The organism is Aureimonas ureilytica DSM 18598 = NBRC 106430 (assembly GCF_000382705.1).
Taxonomy (GTDB): domain Bacteria; phylum Pseudomonadota; class Alphaproteobacteria; order Rhizobiales; family Rhizobiaceae; genus Aureimonas; species Aureimonas ureilytica.
The window spans coordinates 1-15,090 of sequence record NZ_ARQE01000002.1 but is presented as its reverse complement, the minus strand read 5'-3'; the positions used below and the strand labels follow the sequence as shown (position 1 = coordinate 15,090).

Genomic DNA, 15,090 nt, shown 5'->3' with positions numbered 1-15,090 from the left:
CGTTGCCTTGATCTTGTTACAGACATGCTCTATTTCGCGCGCCTCTGACTGAAAGGAGGTGAGTGATGAGCCACAATCCCATGCTCATGACCCGCAACGACATCGTGAAGCGTGAAGGCGAAGAAGCCAAGGCGCGCCAACGGTCCCGCAAGGACAATCCCTACCGCCCCGGTAGCGCCGACTGGCGCGCCTGGACCGAAGGCTTCGGCGGCCTCTTCTGAGGCCGAGCCGAGAGCCCTGAAAAGGCAAGTCCGGTGATCGCGTCGCGAATCGACATTCAAGCGTCGCCGGACGCCTTCCTTGGTGGAAGCTTCTCTAGGGTAGATGCTCGACATCCGCGCCGGCGCGACGGGACGCCCAGCTTTGCACGAACAGATCTAACGCTCTGAGACGACTAAGAAAATGGCGATCCCGGCAGGATTCGAACCTGCGACCATCGGCTTAGAAGGCCGGTGCTCTATCCACTGAGCTACGGGACCGAACAACGCCGCCTCAGGGGCGGCGTCGGATGGTCAATGCGTCCAGGGCTGGATGCGATCGTACCGGAAATTGTCGGAATACGAGACTTTCGGGCGAACCGAGACCTGCTCTTCCTCGACCCGGTAGGGAATGCCGTAGCGATCGGCATAGGCGATGGCCTGTTCCTTCGTTTCGAAGGACAGGCGAACCTGCGACAGCATGTCGGACGACGACGTGTAGCCCATCAAAGGCTCGACGACCTTCGGCGCGGCAGGCTCGTACTGGAGCAGCCATTCCTTGGTCTTCGCCTTGCCGGACTGCATCGCCGTACGGGCGGGACGATAAATCCGGGCTACCATACACCGATCTCCAATCAATCAAGCCAACCAGTCCCTCGAGACATGGTCGGAGCGGCAGGATTCGAACCTGCGACCCTCTGGTCCCAAACCAGATGCGCTACCAGACTGCGCTACGCTCCGAACGGCCCCGATCGACTGGAACAAGGTGGGATATGCCCTGCTCGCCTGTCCCGGTCAAGGGAAGCCTCGGCCCGAAGGCCGGGTTTCACCAATCGCGTTCAACAAGGTCTTGCCGCGGTCACTGGCGCGGGGGGATCAGCGAGTGCTCCAGCCGATCTCCGGGGGCCGCACCGTAGCGGGCCGCAGCCCCGCCGTTGATCTCCAGCACGTAGCGCACTGGCTGGCCGGACGAGATAAGCTCGAGCGACAAGGGCTGCGCGTTCGCGCCGATGCGAACCACGCGGCCGGTTTCGTCCAGAAACAGCATGTCGAGCGGAATCAGCGTGTTCTTCATCCACATGTCGACAGCGCGTGTCGTGCCGAAGTCGAACAGCATGCCGCTGTCCTTGCCGAGCGTCTCGCGGTTCATCAGGCCGACCTCGCGCGAATCCGGCGTGTCGGCGACCTCGACCTCGATCGGGAACGACCCTTTCTTGGTCACGAGCGTCGCGGTCGAGCCCGACGATTGCGAGGTCCAGGCCAGAACGCCGACGGCCGCGATCGCGGCAAAGCCCAGCGCCATGCCGGTCTTGCGGAAGGAAGACGGCGTCATCAGTGACTCCCGTTGGGGGATGGCCCGTCGGCCGGATGGATTTCGGCGGCCATCAGGCCCTTGGACCCGTTTCCGAAGCGCACGAGCACGATCTGGCCGGGCCGCAGCTCCGTCATGCCGCAGCGGCGCAACGTTTCCATATGGACGAAGATGTCCTCCGTCCCCTCGCCGCGCGAGATGAAGCCGTAGCCCTTGGTTCGGTTGAACCACTTCACCACCGCGCTTTCGAGATCGCTGGTCGGCTCGACCTGCACATGCGTGCGCGTTGGTCCGCTCTGCGAGAATGGCTGGATCGCGGTGGAAGCGTCCATGGAAAGGATGCGGTAGGCCTGAAGCCCCTTGTCCCCGCGCTGGATCTCACAGGTGACGCGTGCGCCCTCCAGAACGGTGGAATAGCCGTCCCGGCGCAGGCAGGTGACATGAAGGAGAATGTCGCCGCTTCCGTCATCCGGCACGATGAAGCCGAACCCTTTGGCGACGTCGAACCACTTGATCCGCCCCTCGACCACCGGAAGCGGAGCGAGGCCGGCGTCCGTCTGGTGATCGGCCGGGTGCGGTGAACCGTGTTCGGTCATGCGTTCCGCCGCTCCGCTCGCCGATACCCAACGCGCATTCCCACCCCCGTCCAAACGATATGCGCCCGGCGGCCTCACATCGATTCGCGGCAAACCGTCGTCCGAACTCACATTTGATATCAGAATAGATGGCTCGGTGAGTTTGGGAATCCTCGTAAGAGCTTTTTATGAATTTTCAAAACGATTGGATGGCCACGGATCGAGTTTCGGCGCGTGGCGCTGGGTGAGGAACCAGCCTCGACCCGACGTTACTCTCGACATCGCTGGCATCCGTCCTACGTAGCCCCAGCAAACAGAGGGGAACCGGATGCGCTATCTTCACACCATGGTCCGCGTCACCGATATCGATCGGTCCTTGGAATTTTACTGTCAGCATATGGGCATGACGGAAGTTCGCCGCATCGAGAACGAAGGCGGCCGCTTCACGCTGATCTTTCTTGCAGCATCCGACGATGTGGAAGCGGGACGCACGCAAAGCGCGCCCCTGATCGAGCTCACCTACAATTGGGACCCGGAGACGTATAGCGGCGGGCGCAATTTCGGCCATCTGGCCTACGAGGTGGACGACATCTACGAAACCTGCCAGCGCCTGATGGATGCCGGTATCACCATCAACCGCCCACCCCGCGATGGCCGCATGGCCTTCGTGAAGTCGCCCGACAATATTTCCTTCGAATTGCTGCAAAAGGGCGGGAGCAAGGCTCCGGCCGAACCTTGGGCGAGCATGGAGAACACTGGTACTTGGTGATCTGAATCCGCTGTAGCCCCACTTGCGCCGCAGTGTTAAGCATTCTGTAATGTGAGGGGGCATGCCTATTCAGGCGCTCGCTTGGGGACTTGAGAAGCCTGCACGGTTCGAGGCACCGATTCCTTCGGGATCGGTGCCGGTTTTTATCGCGTCAGCCGTGCGGCGCGTCAGAGGGTGGACTCGCGATTGACGACCGAGGGGTATTGGCGCCGAACGCGCTGCGTGTGGGTTGCTGCAAGCCTTGCCAGCGTTGCGCCGTTGATGACGGGCTGCGTTTCGGCGGTGGACGAAAGCACCGCGTTTGGATTTTCGAACCAGCCAAAGGCCGGTTTGGGCAAGACCGAGACGACGATCGCCGAGGTGATCGCAAGCGATGGCGAGGTGAGCGAGCCCGCCAAGGCCGGCGACGGCAAGCCTGATAACGCGCAGGGCGCGCCCGCAGTTGCGTCGAAGGCCGGCGATCTGAGGCAGGTGGCCTCAGGAGAGGCCGCGCGAGAGATCGCCGAGGGCTCGGCCAAGCCAGCTTCCGCGGATGCGAAAGTCGCCGCGCTGGATGAGGACGCTGCGCCAGCCAAGGCGAAGAGCCTTTTGACGCCGACGTCCGCTCCGCCGATCACCGCCTTCACCGAGGCGCGCAAGAGCGGGCGTGAGGCGGACCAGTCGCTCTATGCGTCGCTTTATACGCAGGCCGAGGCCAAGGTTCCGATCCGCAATACGGAATCCAGCAAGAGCAAGCGCGTCATCGTCCACCAGACCGGGGTCGAAGGCGCCAAATCCGGCGACAACGGACTGCCCGGCGTCAACCCGAAGTCGCTCTTCGAGATCGGGCAGCGCGCATCGGTGGATTCCGAGCTCCTCGACGATCTCGGCGACAGCTACCAACTGGCTTCGCTCAGCGGCATCGCGCGTCTGGCGCCGAGCGGTCTGATGATCCAGCGGCAGGATGTCGTCACCAACTGCTTCGACTCGAATCTGATGGGCCTGATCTCGCAGATCGAACGGCGATTCCAGAAAAAGGTGGTCATCACCTCCGGCTATCGCTCCCCGTCTCACAATCGCAGCGTCAACGGCGCCAAGGCGTCCATGCACATGCAGTGCAAGGCGGCCGATCTGCATGTTCCCGGCGTCAACGGCCAGGAAGTGGCGCGCTTCGTGCGCGCCCTGCCCACGCGCGGCGGCGTCGGCACCTATTGCCACACGGCAGCCATCCATATCGACGTCGGCGCTAAGCGCGACTGGAACTGGCCCTGCCGCAGCATGCGGCGGACGGGCTGATCGAATTTTCTCGCAAGCCCGTTTTGGGCTTGCGAATCCCGCGGGGGCCTTTTATAGACCCGCTTGTCCGCGCCCGTCGTCTATCGGTTAGGACGCCACCCTTTCACGGTGGAGAGATGGGTTCGATTCCCCTCGGGCGTACCACTTCCTTTTCCTTCCCATACCTGTTTCCGTGCTCTTCAGGGCGGCTTTTCGTGCTGCCTGCATGGTCTTCAAGTGATGGTTTCGATCGGTTCGATAAGGGCTTGTCACGCCGACCGAATCGTCTTATAGACGCACTTGTCCGCGCCCGTCGTCTATCGGTTAGGACGCCACCCTTTCACGGTGGAGAGAGGGGTTCGATTCCCCTCGGGCGTACCACACACTTCCCCACCCAATCGATCCTGACGTTTCGCTCCTGGCATGCCCGCTTAAGCGATGTCGCTGGTTCATTCGCGTTAGAAGTGCCGCCGTCAGTCCTTCGGCGTGGCGATGTCGATCACGCGCAGCGTCACCTTCTCGCGGCCGCCATAGCGATCCATCGACAGCGTTCCCGCCGCGTGTATGGCGCGGTCGCGTGAGGCCAGAAGAGCGTCGCCGAGCGGCGTGCCCTCGGCTCGAAAGGCGATGGCCGAAACCTGCGCCCCATCCGCCGATTTGAGCATCAGCCGAATGTGACCTCCGGTCGGTAGCGGTGTCGCCTGAACGAGGCGATGACGCGGCAGGGCGAAGATCGGCGCGGCATGGCCCGAGCCGTAGGGCCCGGCCTTCTCGACCAGCGCGTAGGTTTCCGGCGTGAAGGCCGAGGCGGACATGGCGGCGTCGATCGCGACGCTCTCGCTGGCCATCAGGTCCGCCACGATGCGCCGCGCCTGCTCTTCGGCCAGCGCGCGGAAATCGCCGAGACGGTCCCGCTCGATCGTCAGGCCCGCGGCCATGGCATGACCGCCGCCTTTGACGAGAATACCGGTTTTGACGGCTCGGCGAACGAAGCGGCCGATGTCGAAGCCCGGAATCGAGCGCCCCGATCCCGTCCCGCGCCCGGTCGCGTCGAAGGAGATCGCGAAGGCCGGACGCGAGAAGCGCTCCTTCAGGCGAGCGGCCAGGAGGCCGACGATGCCCGGATGCCAGTTGGCGCGGGCGGCGACGAGAACCGACGGTCCCTCGCCGCTGCCGATCTCCGCGCGGACTTCGGCTTCCGCCTCGTCCAGCATCACGCGCTCCATGGCCTGACGCTCGGAGTTCAGGAGGTCGAGCTGTTCGGCGAGTGCCCTCGCCTCCAGATCGTCCTCCGTCATCAGGAGCCGAGTGCCCAAATTGGCTTCGCCGATCCGCCCGCCGGCATTGATGCGGGGGCCGAGCAGGAAACCGAGGTGGAACGTGTCGATCGGCCCGGACAGGCGCGCCACTTCCGCCAGCGCCCGAAGGCCCGGCTTGCGCAGATGCCGCATGGTCGCGAGACCCTTGACCACGAGCGCGCGGTTGAACCCCTGCAGGGGCACGACGTCGCAGACCGTCGCGAGCGCCACGAGATCGAGATCGTCCATGAGCGGCGGAAGCTTGGCATTGTCGTGCCCGCGTCGGCGCAGCTCGCGCGAGACGGCCGCCAGCGTCAGGAAGACGACCCCGGCGGCGCAGAGATGCCCCTGCCCCGACAGATCGTCCTGCCGGTTCGGATTGACGATGGAATGCGCGGGCGGAAGAAGACTGCCGGTCTGGTGATGATCGAGCACGACGAGATCCACCCTGCGCGCCGCGACCGTCTCCAGCGCCTCGAAGCTGCCGGTGCCGCAATCCACGGTGACGATCAGGCTCGCCCCGCCTTCGATCAGGTCGCCCATCGCGCGGGGGTTGGGGCCATAGCCCTCCGTCATGCGATCGGGAATGCGGATCGCCGGGCGCAGGCCGAAATAGGCGAGATAGCGCGCGAGCAGCGCCGAGGAGGCCGCGCCATCGACATCGTAATCGCCGAAGATCGCGACCTGCTCCTTCCGTTCGATCGCGTCCGCGAGCCGCGCCGCCGCCTGATCCATATGGGTCAGCGTGGACGGGTCGGGCATCAGTCCGCGCAGGGTCGGATCGAGAAAGGCGCCGGCGCTGTCTGGATCGACGCCGCGTGCCGCCAGAACCCGCGCGACCATGTCGGGAATGGAATGAAGCTGTGCGATCCGCGAGGCCGCCGCTTCGGCCCTGATGTCGAGCGCATGAACCCAGCGACGGCGCGAGGCCGATTGCTCGACATGGAGAAAGGTCCGGGATTGCGCGGTCATCTGTCCTGAGGCGGGGAACGGCTCTGCATCTTCGCTCGCGCGACGGCCGTTCGACGCCTGACGAGCGGTTCGACCGCGCTCTAGACGAGGCCGAACTTCTCGAATTCGTAGTGCCGGGCGCGGATGTCGCGGATCGTGCGGCTCTGCATCCGCATCACCAGCGTATGGGTCTCGATGCGGCCCTTGTGGAAGCGCACGCCGTCGAGAAGATTGCCGTCGGTGACACCCGTCGCGGCGAAGACCACGTCGCCCCGCACCATGTCGGCCAGCCGATAGATGCGGTCCGGGTCTCCGAGGCCAAGCTTTTCGGCGCGGGTGCGCTTTTCGCCCGTGTTCAGCTGAAGCCGCCCTTCCATCTGGCCGCCCCGGCAGCGCAGCGCGGCCGCCGCCAGAACGCCTTCCGGCGCGCCGCCGATGCCCATATAGATGTCGATGCCGGTTTCCTTCGGGTCGGTCGTCTGGATGACGCCCGTGATGTCGCCGTCGCCGATCAGGCGGATGGCGGCTCCCGTTTCGCGGATGGCCTCGATGAGCTTGGCGTGGCGCGGCCGGTCGAGAATGCAGGCCGTGATCTGATTGACCGGCACGCCCTTGGCCTCGGCCAGCGCATTCAGATTGTCCACCGGGCTGCGATCGAGGCTGACGACGCCTTCGGGATAGCCGGGGCCGATCGCGATCTTTTCCATGTAGACGTCGGGCGCATGCATCAGGCTGCCCTTGGTCGCGATGGCGAGGATCGTCAGCGCGCCCGGCAGGTTCTTGGCGCAAATCGTCGTGCCTTCGAGCGGATCGAGTGCGACGTCGAGAGCTGGCCCGCCGGCGCCGATCGTCTCGCCGATATAGAGCGAGGGAACCTGATCCTTTTCTCCCTCTCCGACGACGATCGTGCCATGGATTGCGAGCGCCGAGAGTTCGCGGCGCATGGCCTCGACGGCGGCGCGATCGGCGGCCCGCTCGTCGCCTCGCCCTCGCAGCATCGCGGCCGCGACGGCGGCGCGTTCGGTGACGCGCGCGATCTCGATCGACAGGACGCGGTCCAGCAACTTGGCGCCTTCGTCCACCCGTTCCGACATCGCGCTCACCCTCCCGCTTCGGGACTGCGTGCCTGCGCGCGGAGAGTTTCTCGGCGCGCGCAGGCGGCTGGTCCCGGTCTCTCTAGTCCAGAGCCTCGATGCGCACCATGCGCGGCTCGCTCTTCAGATGCCCATCGCGCGACACGGCGTCGAGCGCCTTGCGCACCGCCGCTTCCGTGGTCTCGTGCGTGATGAGGATGACCGGCGCGGCATCCCTCGCCTCGTCGTCCTCGCGCTTGCGCTGGACGATCGATTCCAGGGAAATGTCGTTTTCGGCCATGCGGCGCGCGATGGACGCGAAGGCGCCCACGCGATCGAGCACGCTGAGACGGATATAGTAGCCGCCCTCATGCGCGCGCATCCGGGCGCGCTTGTAGGGCGCGAGCTGCGCCGGCTCGACGCCGAAGGTCGGCATCGAAAGACCACGCGCGGCGTCGAGAACGTCGGACAGGACGGCCGAGGCGGTCGCGTTGCCGCCAGCACCCGGGCCGACCAGAAGGATCGAGCCGAGAAGATCGGTGTCCACGGCCACCGCGTTGGTCACGCCATCCACCTGCGCCAGCGCCGAATGGGCCGGAATCATCGTCGGGTGAACCCGCTGCTCGATGCCCGATTCGGTGCGCTGGGCAACGGCGAGGAGCTTGATGCGATAGCCGAGATCGGCCGCCGCCTCGATATCCTCGGTCGTCACCGCCTCGATGCCCTCGATGAAGATCGAATCGAGATCGATCTCGCAGCCGAAGGCGAGCGAGGTGAGAAGCGCGAGCTTGTGCGCGGCGTCGAATCCGCCGATGTCGAAGGTCGGATCGGCCTCAGCATAGCCGAGCCGCTGCGCGTCCTTCAGGCAGTCGTCGAAGGCGATGCCTTCGCGCTCCATGCGCGTCAGCATGTAATTGCAGGTGCCGTTGAGGATGCCGTAGACGCGGCTGACCTTGTTGCCGCGCAGGCCCTCGCGCATGGTCTTGATGATCGGGATGCCGCCGGCGGCGGCCGCCTCGAAGAAGATCGTCGTGCCCTTGCGCTGCGCCAGCTTGGCGAGCTGCACGCCGTGATGGGCGAGCAGCGCCTTGTTGGCGGTGACGACCGGAAGGCCGCGATTGAGCGCGGCCTTCACGCTGTCGAGCGCCGCCCCTTCCGCGCCGCCCACGAGTTCCACGAACAGGTCGATCTCCGCGTTGGCGGCGAGCGCCACCGGATCGTCGAACCATTCGATATCAGTCAGATCGACGCCGCGATCCTTCGTGCGATCGCGCGCGCTGACGGCGGCGGTCTCCACCGGGCGCCCGGCGCGCAGGGTGTAGGCATCCTTGTTCGTGGCGATCAGCCGGGCGAGCGAGGCGCCGACCGTACCGAGCCCGGCAATGCCGAGCCGCATCGGGCGATCCATGGTGTGGTCCTTGGGTCTATACGCTGCGAAAGGGGTTCTTCGGCCGTTACCTCGCGGCGTCGGCTGTCGCCTTTTGGCCTTGATCCTGCTCCGTTGCAAGGAAGCGTCGCAGATTGCGAGCCGCCTGGCGGATGCGGTGTTCGTTCTCCACCAGCGCGATACGGACGAAATCGTCGCCATATTCGCCAAAGCCGACACCCGGCGCGACGGCGACGTCGGCCTTTTCGATCAGCATCTTGGAGAATTCCACCGACCCCATGTGACGATAGGGCTCGGGGATCTGCGCCCAGGCGAACATGGTGGAGGACGGCGGCGGCACATGGAAGCCGGCGCGGCCGAACGATTCGACGAGAACGTTGCGCCGGTGGCGATACACCGAGCGCACTTCCTCGATGGCCGCGTCGCCCGCGTTGAGCGCGGCCGTGGCGGCGACCTGGATCGGCGTGAAGGCGCCGTAGTCGAGATAGGACTTCACGCGGGCGAGCGCCGCGATCAGCCGCTCGTTGCCGACCGCGAAGCCGACGCGCCAGCCGGGCATGGAGAAGGTCTTCGACATGGAGGTGAACTCCACGGTCACGTCCATCGCGCCCGGCACTTCCAGAACGGACGGGGGCGGCGCGCCGTCGAAGAAGATTTCCGCATAGGCGAGATCGGAGAGAATGATGATCTCGTGCTGTTTGGCGAATTTCACGACCTCGGCATAGAAGTCGAGCGTCGCCTCGTAGGCCGTCGGATTGGACGGGTAGTTCAGGATGATGGCGATGGGCTTCGGGATCGAATGCCGCACGGCCCGGTCGATCGCGCGCAGGAAATCCTCGTCCGGCTGAGCCGGAATGGAGCGGATCGTGCCGCCCGTCATCAGGAAGCCGAAAGCGTGGATCGGATAGGTCGGGTTCGGGCAGAGAACCACGTCTCCGGGCGCCGTGATGGCCTGCGCCATATTGGCGAAGCCTTCCTTGGAGCCGAGCGTCGCCACGATCTGCGTGTCCGGGTTCAGCTTCACGTTGAAGCGGCGGGCGTAGTAGGCGGCCTGCGCGCGACGCAGACCCGCGATGCCCTTCGACGCGGAATAGCGATGCGTGCGCGGATCGCGGATCGCCTCGCACAGCTTGTCGACGACGAATTTGGGCGTCGGCAGGTCCGGATTGCCCATGCCGAGGTCGATGATATCGACGCCCCGGGCGCGGGCTGCGGCCTTTTTCTTGTTCACCTCCTCGAAGACGTAAGGCGGCAAACGGCGGACTTTGTGGAATTCTTCGGTCATGGGATCAGCTTTCGAATCGAAACGGACTGCCGGATCGGCGGCGCCGGACAGGGGCGCGCTCCGGAATTCACTCTCGCTTTGAGCGTCCGCTGAGGCCGGGCACATCGACCCTGTTCGGGTCGGCGGCGCTCTACTGCGCCCGGCTGCTGGCGGCGTCCGCCGCCGCGTCGCCCGTGCTCGCGGCGCGCAGCCGCGCGTCGGCCTCCGCCTGCTGCGTGGCGGCGATCGACTGCAACTCGCCCACGCGCTGGCGATAGGCGGCGTCGGACGGCGGCGTGGCCCGCGCGGCGACATTCGCAAAACGGTCGCGCGTCGCCTGTACCTCTTCGTTCGAGACCTGCGTCGTGGCCGCCTTGGGAAAAGCACCGATCAATGGATAACCGTTCGCATCCAGGCGCTGGGACGAGGAGCCGGTCGGCGGAGCCGTGGCGAGTGTCGGCAGGATGGTCGGCGTGTCGTCGCGCGGAAGAAGCGCCTGACATGCCGAGAGAGGCGCGCCGATAAGGGCGAGCGTCGCCATCAATCTCAACCGTGCCATTGCCATGCGTCGCTTCCCGCTCGGGTTCGAGTTCTCTTTACCTAAACCCGCACGCCTTGGGAATGGCTGGATTTTCCTCCTTGCCATGCTGCGACGCCGCGACGAATTCGGGGCGTCGCGGCGCTGAAACCGGCGGCGAAACGTGCTTATGTCGCCCCTGAAGGAGACCTCATGAACGATCAGCGCCCCTCGCCCGCCCAGCCTGATTCCGACCCTTTCCTGGGTTACGCCGTGCGCGACCCGGAAGCCTTCGCGCGCAACGTGGCCCATATGTTGGAGCACCTTGGCAAGGCGGCGGCGGCCTGGGTGGAGCCGCGCGAACGGGGCGAAGTGCGCGACGGGCCGATCAGCTACCCGGACGTCGTGTCGACGCTGTCGGAGGTCGGCGACTATTGGCTGAGCGACAGCCAGCGGGCCTTTCAGGCGCAGACGAAGCTCATGGCGGGCTTCATGGGCGTTTGGGCCAATTCGTTTGCGCGGGCCTCTGGCCAGTCCGTTGCCGCGCCCAGGCCCGACAAGCGCTTTGCCGACGAAGACTGGAATCGCCATCCCTTCTTCGCCTTCCTGCGCGAGGGATACGGCGTCCTGAACGACTGGACGAGCGCGCTCGTGCGCGATGCCGACGGGCTCGATCCGCACACCAAGCACAAGGCGATCTTCTACACGCGCGTCATTCTCAACGCGATCTCGCCCGCCAATTTCGTCGCCACCAATCCCGAGCTCTACCGCGAGACCATGGCGGAAAACGGCGAGAATCTCGTGCGCGGCATGCGCATGTTCGCCGAGGACATGGCGCGCGGCGAAGGCTTCCTGAAGCTGCGCCAGTCCTGCGAGCAGACGTTCCGCGTCGGCGAGAATGTCGCGACGACGCCGGGCAAGATCGTGGCGGAAAACGAGCTCTGCCAGATCATCCAGTACGCGCCCTCGACGGACACCGTCTTCAAGCGCCCGATCCTGATCTCGCCGCCCTGGATCAACCGCTTCTACATTCTGGACCTCAGCGCCGAGAAATCCCTCATCCGCTGGATGGTCGAGCAGGGGCATACGGTCTTCGTCATCTCCTGGGTGAACCCCGATGCACGCCATGCCGAGAAGGACTGGGGCGACTATATCGAGGAAGGGCTCGTCTTCGGCCTCGACACGGTCCGGCAGGCGACCGGCGAAACCGACGTCAACGCCATCGGCTATTGCGTCGGCGGAACGCTTCTCAGCGCGGCGCTGCCCTATCTCAAGGCGCGCGGCGACGAGCGCATCCGCTCCGCGACGCTGCTGACGACACAGGTCGATTTTCGCCACTCGGGCGATCTCAAGGTGTTCGTGGACGAACATCAGCTCGCCGAACTCGAGAAGATGATGGTGCGCGGCTATCTCGAAGGCACGCAGATGGCCACGACCTTCAACCTCCTGCGCTCGGGCGAGCTGATCTGGCCCTATGTCGTCAGCAACTACCTGAAGGGCAAGGAACCCGCGCCCTTCGACCTCCTCTTCTGGAACGCCGACGCCACACGCATGGCGAAGACCAACCACCTCTTCTACCTGCGCAACTGCTATTTCGAGAATCGTCTGGCGCGGGGCGAGATGGAGATCAAGGGCACGCGCCTCGACCTCTCCACGATCGACATTCCCCTCTACAATCTCGCGACCCGCGAGGACCATATTGCGCCGGCGATCAGCGTCTACGAAGGGAGCCTGGCCTTCGGAAAGCCGCCGACCCTCGTGGTCGCCGCCTCCGGCCATATCGCGGGCGTGGTGAACCCGCCGGCGCGCCAGAAGTACAAGTTCTGGACGGGTGCCGCGCCCTCGCGCGATGTCGCCTTCGAGGACTGGTGGCACACGGCCGAGGAAACGCCAGGCTCCTGGTGGCCGCATTGGCAGAGCTGGATCGAGCCGCAGGCCGGCGAGCGAGTGCCGGCGCGCGAGCCCGGCGGCAGCGTACTCACGCCGATCGAGGACGCGCCGGGCCGCTATGTCCGCAGCTGATCCGGGCCGGAACGGCGCCGGGGTTGAAGCTTGCCGCCATCGGTGCGACATCTCCCGTCAAACGCCGCGTGCGCGGCTCTTGGAATCCGTTGTGTCCCGATGACCATCTATCTCGAAGCCGAGGCCCAGCCCCTTCGCAACACCGGCTCGATCCGGCTCTACGACGCCGAGGCGTTCGAGGGCATGCGCCGCGCCTGCCAGCTGACCGCGACATGCCTCGACAAGCTGGCCGATCTCGTGAAGCCCGGCGTGACCACGCAGGCGATCGACGATTTCGTCTTCCAGTTCGCGATGGATGCCGGCGCCCTGCCCGCGACGCTGAATTATCGCGGCTACATGAAGAGCGTCTGCACCTCGATCAACCATGTGGTCTGTCACGGAATCCCGAACGACAAGCCGCTGCGGGACGGCGATATCGTCAATATCGACGTGACGCTGATCGTGGATGGGTTCTACGGCGATTCCTCGCGCATGTATCTCGTCGGTAAGGTGAAGCGCGCGGCCGAGCGCCTGTGCGAGATCACCTACCGCTCGCTCGTGCTCGGCATTCGCGAAGTGAAGCCGGGCGGCCATATCGGGGATATCGGCGCGGCGATCCAGGACTATGCCGAAGGCGAGCGCTGCTCGGTCGTGCGCGACTTCTGTGGCCATGGCGTCGGCAAGCTGTTCCACGACTCGCCCAACATCCTGCATTACGGCCGGCGCGGCGAAGGCCCCGAAATGCGCCCTGGCATGATCTTCACGATCGAGCCGATGATCAATCTCGGCCGCCCGCACGTGAAGGTGCTGCCCGACGGCTGGACGGCGGTGACGCGCGACCGCAGCCTGACGGCGCAATACGAGCACACGGTGGGCGTCACCGACGGCGGCTGTGAGGTCTTCACCTATTCGCCCGGCGGGCTCGACATGCCGGGCTTCTCGGCGGACCGTCTGGCCGAACTGACGGCCTGAGGCGTTCCCTCCATGCCGCCGCGCAAGGACCGCAAGGGGTTGAACGAGGCCGGCGGGTTCCTGCCGGCGGAAAGCCTTCTCGGCGCGGACCCCGTTCCGGCGCCTATCGCGCTCAAGCCGGCGCCCGAGCCCAAGCATCACGACGGCCATCGCGACCGGCTGCGCGATCGCTTCGCCGAAGCTGGCGCGGTGGCGCTCGCCGATTACGAGCTTCTCGAACTCGTTCTGTTTCGCTCCATCCCTCGGCGCGACGTCAAGCCGATCGCCAAGGCGCTTCTCCAGCGGTTCGGGTCGCTGGAAGATGTGCTCAACGCGCCGCCACAGCTCCTTCAGGAGGTCGAAGGCATGGGCCGCTCGTCGGCCCTCGACCTCCGCATCATCGCCGCCCTGCTCCAGCGCACGATCCGGTCGGGTCTGCGATCGCGGGAGATCCTGGCGTCCTGGTCGGCGGTCATCGACTATTGCTACGCCGCCATGGCGCACGAAACGCGGGAGCAGTTTCGCGTCCTCTTTCTGGACAAGAAGAACACACTCATCGCCGACGAAGTGCAGCAGACGGGCACGGTGGATCACACGCCGGTCTATCCGCGCGAGGTCATCCGCCGCGCGCTCGAACTCTCGGCCTCGGCCCTGGTTCTCGTCCACAACCATCCGTCCGGCGACCCGGCCCCCTCGAATGCCGATATCGAGATGACGAAGGTGATCGTGGACACTTGCCGTCCGCTCGGCATCGTGGTCCACGATCATCTCATCATCGGGCGCAACGGCCATACGAGCTTCAAGAGCCTTCGCCTGATGTGATCAGTGCAGCTGGCCAAGGTCTTTGACGAAGCGGACCTCCTGCGGGCCGATCAGGCTGCGATGCGTCACGCGGACGGAGTGAATCCGAGCCTCGATCTCGCGCTCCCAATGATCGAGAAACCGGCGCAGGCGCGGATAGTCGGGGGCCACGTCCTCGAACTGCCAGGCGAAGGTCTGGAGAAATGTCGGGTGATCCGGCAGGCGATAGAGAACCTCGGCGAAGGTCATCCCGTAGCCCGAAAGCATCTTGCAGAATTGCGGGTCGGGAACGCGTGCAGTCGGCATGTCGCATCCTTTCTCGTCGGGCGCGGAACGGCGCCAGAGGAAAAGGCTGCGCTTCCAAGCTTAACGAAGGCTTGCTTTCGGCGCAGCCTGCGACCCAGCTTAAAAATGATGCACGGACGCGGCAAGCGCGATCGTCTAGAGCGTTTCAGGTTTTGACGGAAGCATAGCCTGCGTTTTCGAAGTAGTTTGCGCATTCGTCGGACGGGATGGTGGTGACGAGGTGGCCGACGTGTCGCCACGTTTCCTCGATGGTCCGCTTCTGGGCCATGCGCATCCAATGCTTGATCTTGGCGAAGGCCTGTTCGATCGGATTGAGGTCGGGCGAGTAGGGCGGCAGGTACCAGAGCCGTGCCCCGGCCGCCTGGATCATCCGGCGGATCTCGGCCGACTTGTGCGAGCCGAGGTTATCCATGACGACGATGTCGCCCGGTTTG

General features: G+C 65.2%; 16 protein-coding genes and 4 tRNA genes. 8 read left to right on the top strand and 12 right to left on the bottom strand.

Annotated elements, in window-relative coordinates; all coding sequences use genetic code 11:
* Window positions 1–65: 65 nt before the first annotated feature.
* Window positions 66–221 carry a hypothetical protein gene (locus tag B146_RS28890; RefSeq protein WP_019995108.1) on the top strand — a complete coding sequence of 52 codons (156 nt, stop codon included), beginning with the start codon at window positions 66–68 and terminating at the stop codon, window positions 219–221.
* Window positions 222–403: 182 nt separating this feature from the next.
* On the opposite strand, the gene B146_RS0103900 is transcribed toward B146_RS28890, so the two are convergent.
* The 5 genes from B146_RS0103900 to B146_RS0103880 all read right to left on the bottom strand — a co-directional run bounded on the left by B146_RS0103900 (window position 404) and on the right by B146_RS0103880 (window position 2,105).
* A tRNA-Arg gene (locus B146_RS0103900) sits at window positions 404–479 on the bottom strand.
* 33 nt (window positions 480–512) lie between these two features.
* Window positions 513–818 (bottom strand): ETC complex I subunit, encoded by a 306-nt coding sequence (locus B146_RS0103895; RefSeq protein ID WP_026358297.1) that lies wholly within the window; start codon window positions 816–818, stop codon window positions 513–515.
* A 43-nt stretch (window positions 819–861) separates the two neighbouring features.
* Window positions 862–938, bottom strand: a tRNA-Pro gene (locus tag B146_RS0103890).
* Window positions 939–1,056: 118 nt separating this feature from the next.
* Window positions 1,057–1,530, bottom strand: a complete 474-nt coding sequence (locus B146_RS0103885; protein ID WP_019995106.1) for a DUF192 domain-containing protein — start codon at window positions 1,528–1,530, stop codon at window positions 1,057–1,059.
* On the bottom strand, window positions 1,530–2,105 hold the full coding sequence (locus B146_RS0103880) for a cold-shock protein (protein WP_019995105.1): 576 nt from the start codon (window positions 2,103–2,105) through the stop codon (window positions 1,530–1,532). The genes B146_RS0103885 and B146_RS0103880 overlap by 1 nt, the downstream gene beginning before the upstream one ends.
* Window positions 2,106–2,412: 307 nt before the next feature.
* Here B146_RS0103880 and B146_RS0103875 point away from each other — a divergent pair, with 307 nt between their 5' ends.
* The 4 genes from B146_RS0103875 (at window position 2,413) to B146_RS0103860 (ending at window position 4,488) form a co-directional block, all read left to right on the top strand.
* On the top strand, window positions 2,413–2,853 hold the full coding sequence (locus B146_RS0103875; RefSeq protein ID WP_019995104.1) for a VOC family protein: 441 nt from the start codon (window positions 2,413–2,415) through the stop codon (window positions 2,851–2,853).
* A 186-nt stretch (window positions 2,854–3,039) separates the two neighbouring features.
* Window positions 3,040–4,128 carry a D-Ala-D-Ala carboxypeptidase family metallohydrolase gene (locus B146_RS24990; protein WP_155897357.1) on the top strand — a complete coding sequence of 363 codons (1,089 nt, stop codon included), beginning with the start codon at window positions 3,040–3,042 and terminating at the stop codon, window positions 4,126–4,128.
* A 69-nt stretch (window positions 4,129–4,197) separates the two neighbouring features.
* Window positions 4,198–4,272, top strand: a tRNA-Glu gene (locus tag B146_RS0103865).
* Between the two features lie 141 nt (window positions 4,273–4,413).
* Window positions 4,414–4,488: transfer RNA gene (locus tag B146_RS0103860), tRNA-Glu, on the top strand.
* A gap of 92 nt (window positions 4,489–4,580) precedes the next feature.
* On the opposite strand, the gene recJ is transcribed toward B146_RS0103860, so the two are convergent.
* The 5 genes from recJ to B146_RS0103835 all read right to left on the bottom strand — a co-directional run bounded on the left by recJ (window position 4,581) and on the right by B146_RS0103835 (window position 10,639).
* Window positions 4,581–6,377 carry a single-stranded-DNA-specific exonuclease RecJ gene (gene recJ, locus B146_RS0103855; RefSeq protein ID WP_019995102.1) on the bottom strand — a complete coding sequence of 599 codons (1,797 nt, stop codon included), beginning with the start codon at window positions 6,375–6,377 and terminating at the stop codon, window positions 4,581–4,583.
* 80 nt (window positions 6,378–6,457) lie between these two features.
* Window positions 6,458–7,450, bottom strand: a complete 993-nt coding sequence (glpX, locus tag B146_RS0103850) for a class II fructose-bisphosphatase (RefSeq protein WP_019995101.1) — start codon at window positions 7,448–7,450, stop codon at window positions 6,458–6,460.
* A gap of 82 nt (window positions 7,451–7,532) precedes the next feature.
* Window positions 7,533–8,837 carry a homoserine dehydrogenase gene (locus B146_RS0103845; protein WP_019995100.1) on the bottom strand — a complete coding sequence of 435 codons (1,305 nt, stop codon included), beginning with the start codon at window positions 8,835–8,837 and terminating at the stop codon, window positions 7,533–7,535.
* 46 nt (window positions 8,838–8,883) lie between these two features.
* Window positions 8,884–10,101: an LL-diaminopimelate aminotransferase gene (locus tag B146_RS24985; protein WP_019995099.1), complete on the bottom strand. Its 1,218-nt coding sequence runs from the start codon at window positions 10,099–10,101 to the stop codon at window positions 8,884–8,886.
* A gap of 130 nt (window positions 10,102–10,231) precedes the next feature.
* Window positions 10,232–10,639, bottom strand: coding sequence for a hypothetical protein (locus B146_RS0103835; protein WP_155897356.1), 408 nt, complete (start codon window positions 10,637–10,639; stop codon window positions 10,232–10,234).
* Window positions 10,640–10,810: 171 nt separating this feature from the next.
* Between B146_RS0103835 and phaC the strand changes: the two genes are divergently transcribed.
* The 3 genes from phaC to radC all read left to right on the top strand — a co-directional run bounded on the left by phaC (window position 10,811) and on the right by radC (window position 14,371).
* Window positions 10,811–12,619, top strand: a complete 1,809-nt coding sequence (phaC, locus tag B146_RS0103830; protein WP_019995097.1) for a class I poly(R)-hydroxyalkanoic acid synthase — start codon at window positions 10,811–10,813, stop codon at window positions 12,617–12,619.
* 99 nt (window positions 12,620–12,718) lie between these two features.
* Window positions 12,719–13,570, top strand: a complete 852-nt coding sequence (gene map, locus B146_RS0103825; RefSeq protein ID WP_019995096.1) for a type I methionyl aminopeptidase — start codon at window positions 12,719–12,721, stop codon at window positions 13,568–13,570.
* Between the two features lie 12 nt (window positions 13,571–13,582).
* Window positions 13,583–14,371, top strand: a complete 789-nt coding sequence (gene radC, locus B146_RS0103820) for a RadC family protein (RefSeq protein WP_019995095.1) — start codon at window positions 13,583–13,585, stop codon at window positions 14,369–14,371.
* Here radC and B146_RS0103815 read toward each other — a convergent pair whose 3' ends face one another.
* A complete protein-coding gene (locus B146_RS0103815) occupies window positions 14,372–14,656 on the bottom strand; it encodes an usg protein (RefSeq protein WP_019995094.1) in 285 nt (94 codons plus the stop codon).
* A gap of 145 nt (window positions 14,657–14,801) precedes the next feature.
* On the bottom strand, window positions 14,802–15,090 hold a 289-nt coding region (locus B146_RS0103810), incomplete at its 5' end, for a transposase (RefSeq protein WP_019995093.1).

What these genes read in the sequence shown, in the direction of transcription:
- B146_RS28890 (WP_019995108.1), top strand. Translation starts at nt 66, where the DNA reads ATGAGCCACAATCCCATGCTCATGACCCGCAACGACATCGTGAAGCGT.
- B146_RS0103895 (WP_026358297.1), bottom strand. Translation starts at nt 818, where the DNA reads ATGGTAGCCCGGATTTATCGTCCCGCCCGTACGGCGATGCAGTCCGGC.
- B146_RS0103885 (WP_019995106.1), bottom strand. Translation starts at nt 1,530, where the DNA reads ATGACGCCGTCTTCCTTCCGCAAGACCGGCATGGCGCTGGGCTTTGCC.
- B146_RS0103880 (WP_019995105.1), bottom strand. Translation starts at nt 2,105, where the DNA reads ATGACCGAACACGGTTCACCGCACCCGGCCGATCACCAGACGGACGCC.
- B146_RS0103875 (WP_019995104.1), top strand. Translation starts at nt 2,413, where the DNA reads ATGCGCTATCTTCACACCATGGTCCGCGTCACCGATATCGATCGGTCC.
- recJ (WP_019995102.1), bottom strand. Translation starts at nt 6,377, where the DNA reads ATGACCGCGCAATCCCGGACCTTTCTCCATGTCGAGCAATCGGCCTCG.
- glpX (WP_019995101.1), bottom strand. Translation starts at nt 7,450, where the DNA reads ATGTCGGAACGGGTGGACGAAGGCGCCAAGTTGCTGGACCGCGTCCTG.
- B146_RS0103845 (WP_019995100.1), bottom strand. Translation starts at nt 8,837, where the DNA reads ATGGATCGCCCGATGCGGCTCGGCATTGCCGGGCTCGGTACGGTCGGC.
- B146_RS24985 (WP_019995099.1), bottom strand. Translation starts at nt 10,101, where the DNA reads ATGACCGAAGAATTCCACAAAGTCCGCCGTTTGCCGCCTTACGTCTTC.
- B146_RS0103835 (WP_155897356.1), bottom strand. Translation starts at nt 10,639, where the DNA reads ATGGCACGGTTGAGATTGATGGCGACGCTCGCCCTTATCGGCGCGCCT.
- phaC (WP_019995097.1), top strand. Translation starts at nt 10,811, where the DNA reads ATGAACGATCAGCGCCCCTCGCCCGCCCAGCCTGATTCCGACCCTTTC.
- map (WP_019995096.1), top strand. Translation starts at nt 12,719, where the DNA reads ATGACCATCTATCTCGAAGCCGAGGCCCAGCCCCTTCGCAACACCGGC.
- radC (WP_019995095.1), top strand. Translation starts at nt 13,583, where the DNA reads ATGCCGCCGCGCAAGGACCGCAAGGGGTTGAACGAGGCCGGCGGGTTC.
- B146_RS0103815 (WP_019995094.1), bottom strand. Translation starts at nt 14,656, where the DNA reads ATGCCGACTGCACGCGTTCCCGACCCGCAATTCTGCAAGATGCTTTCG.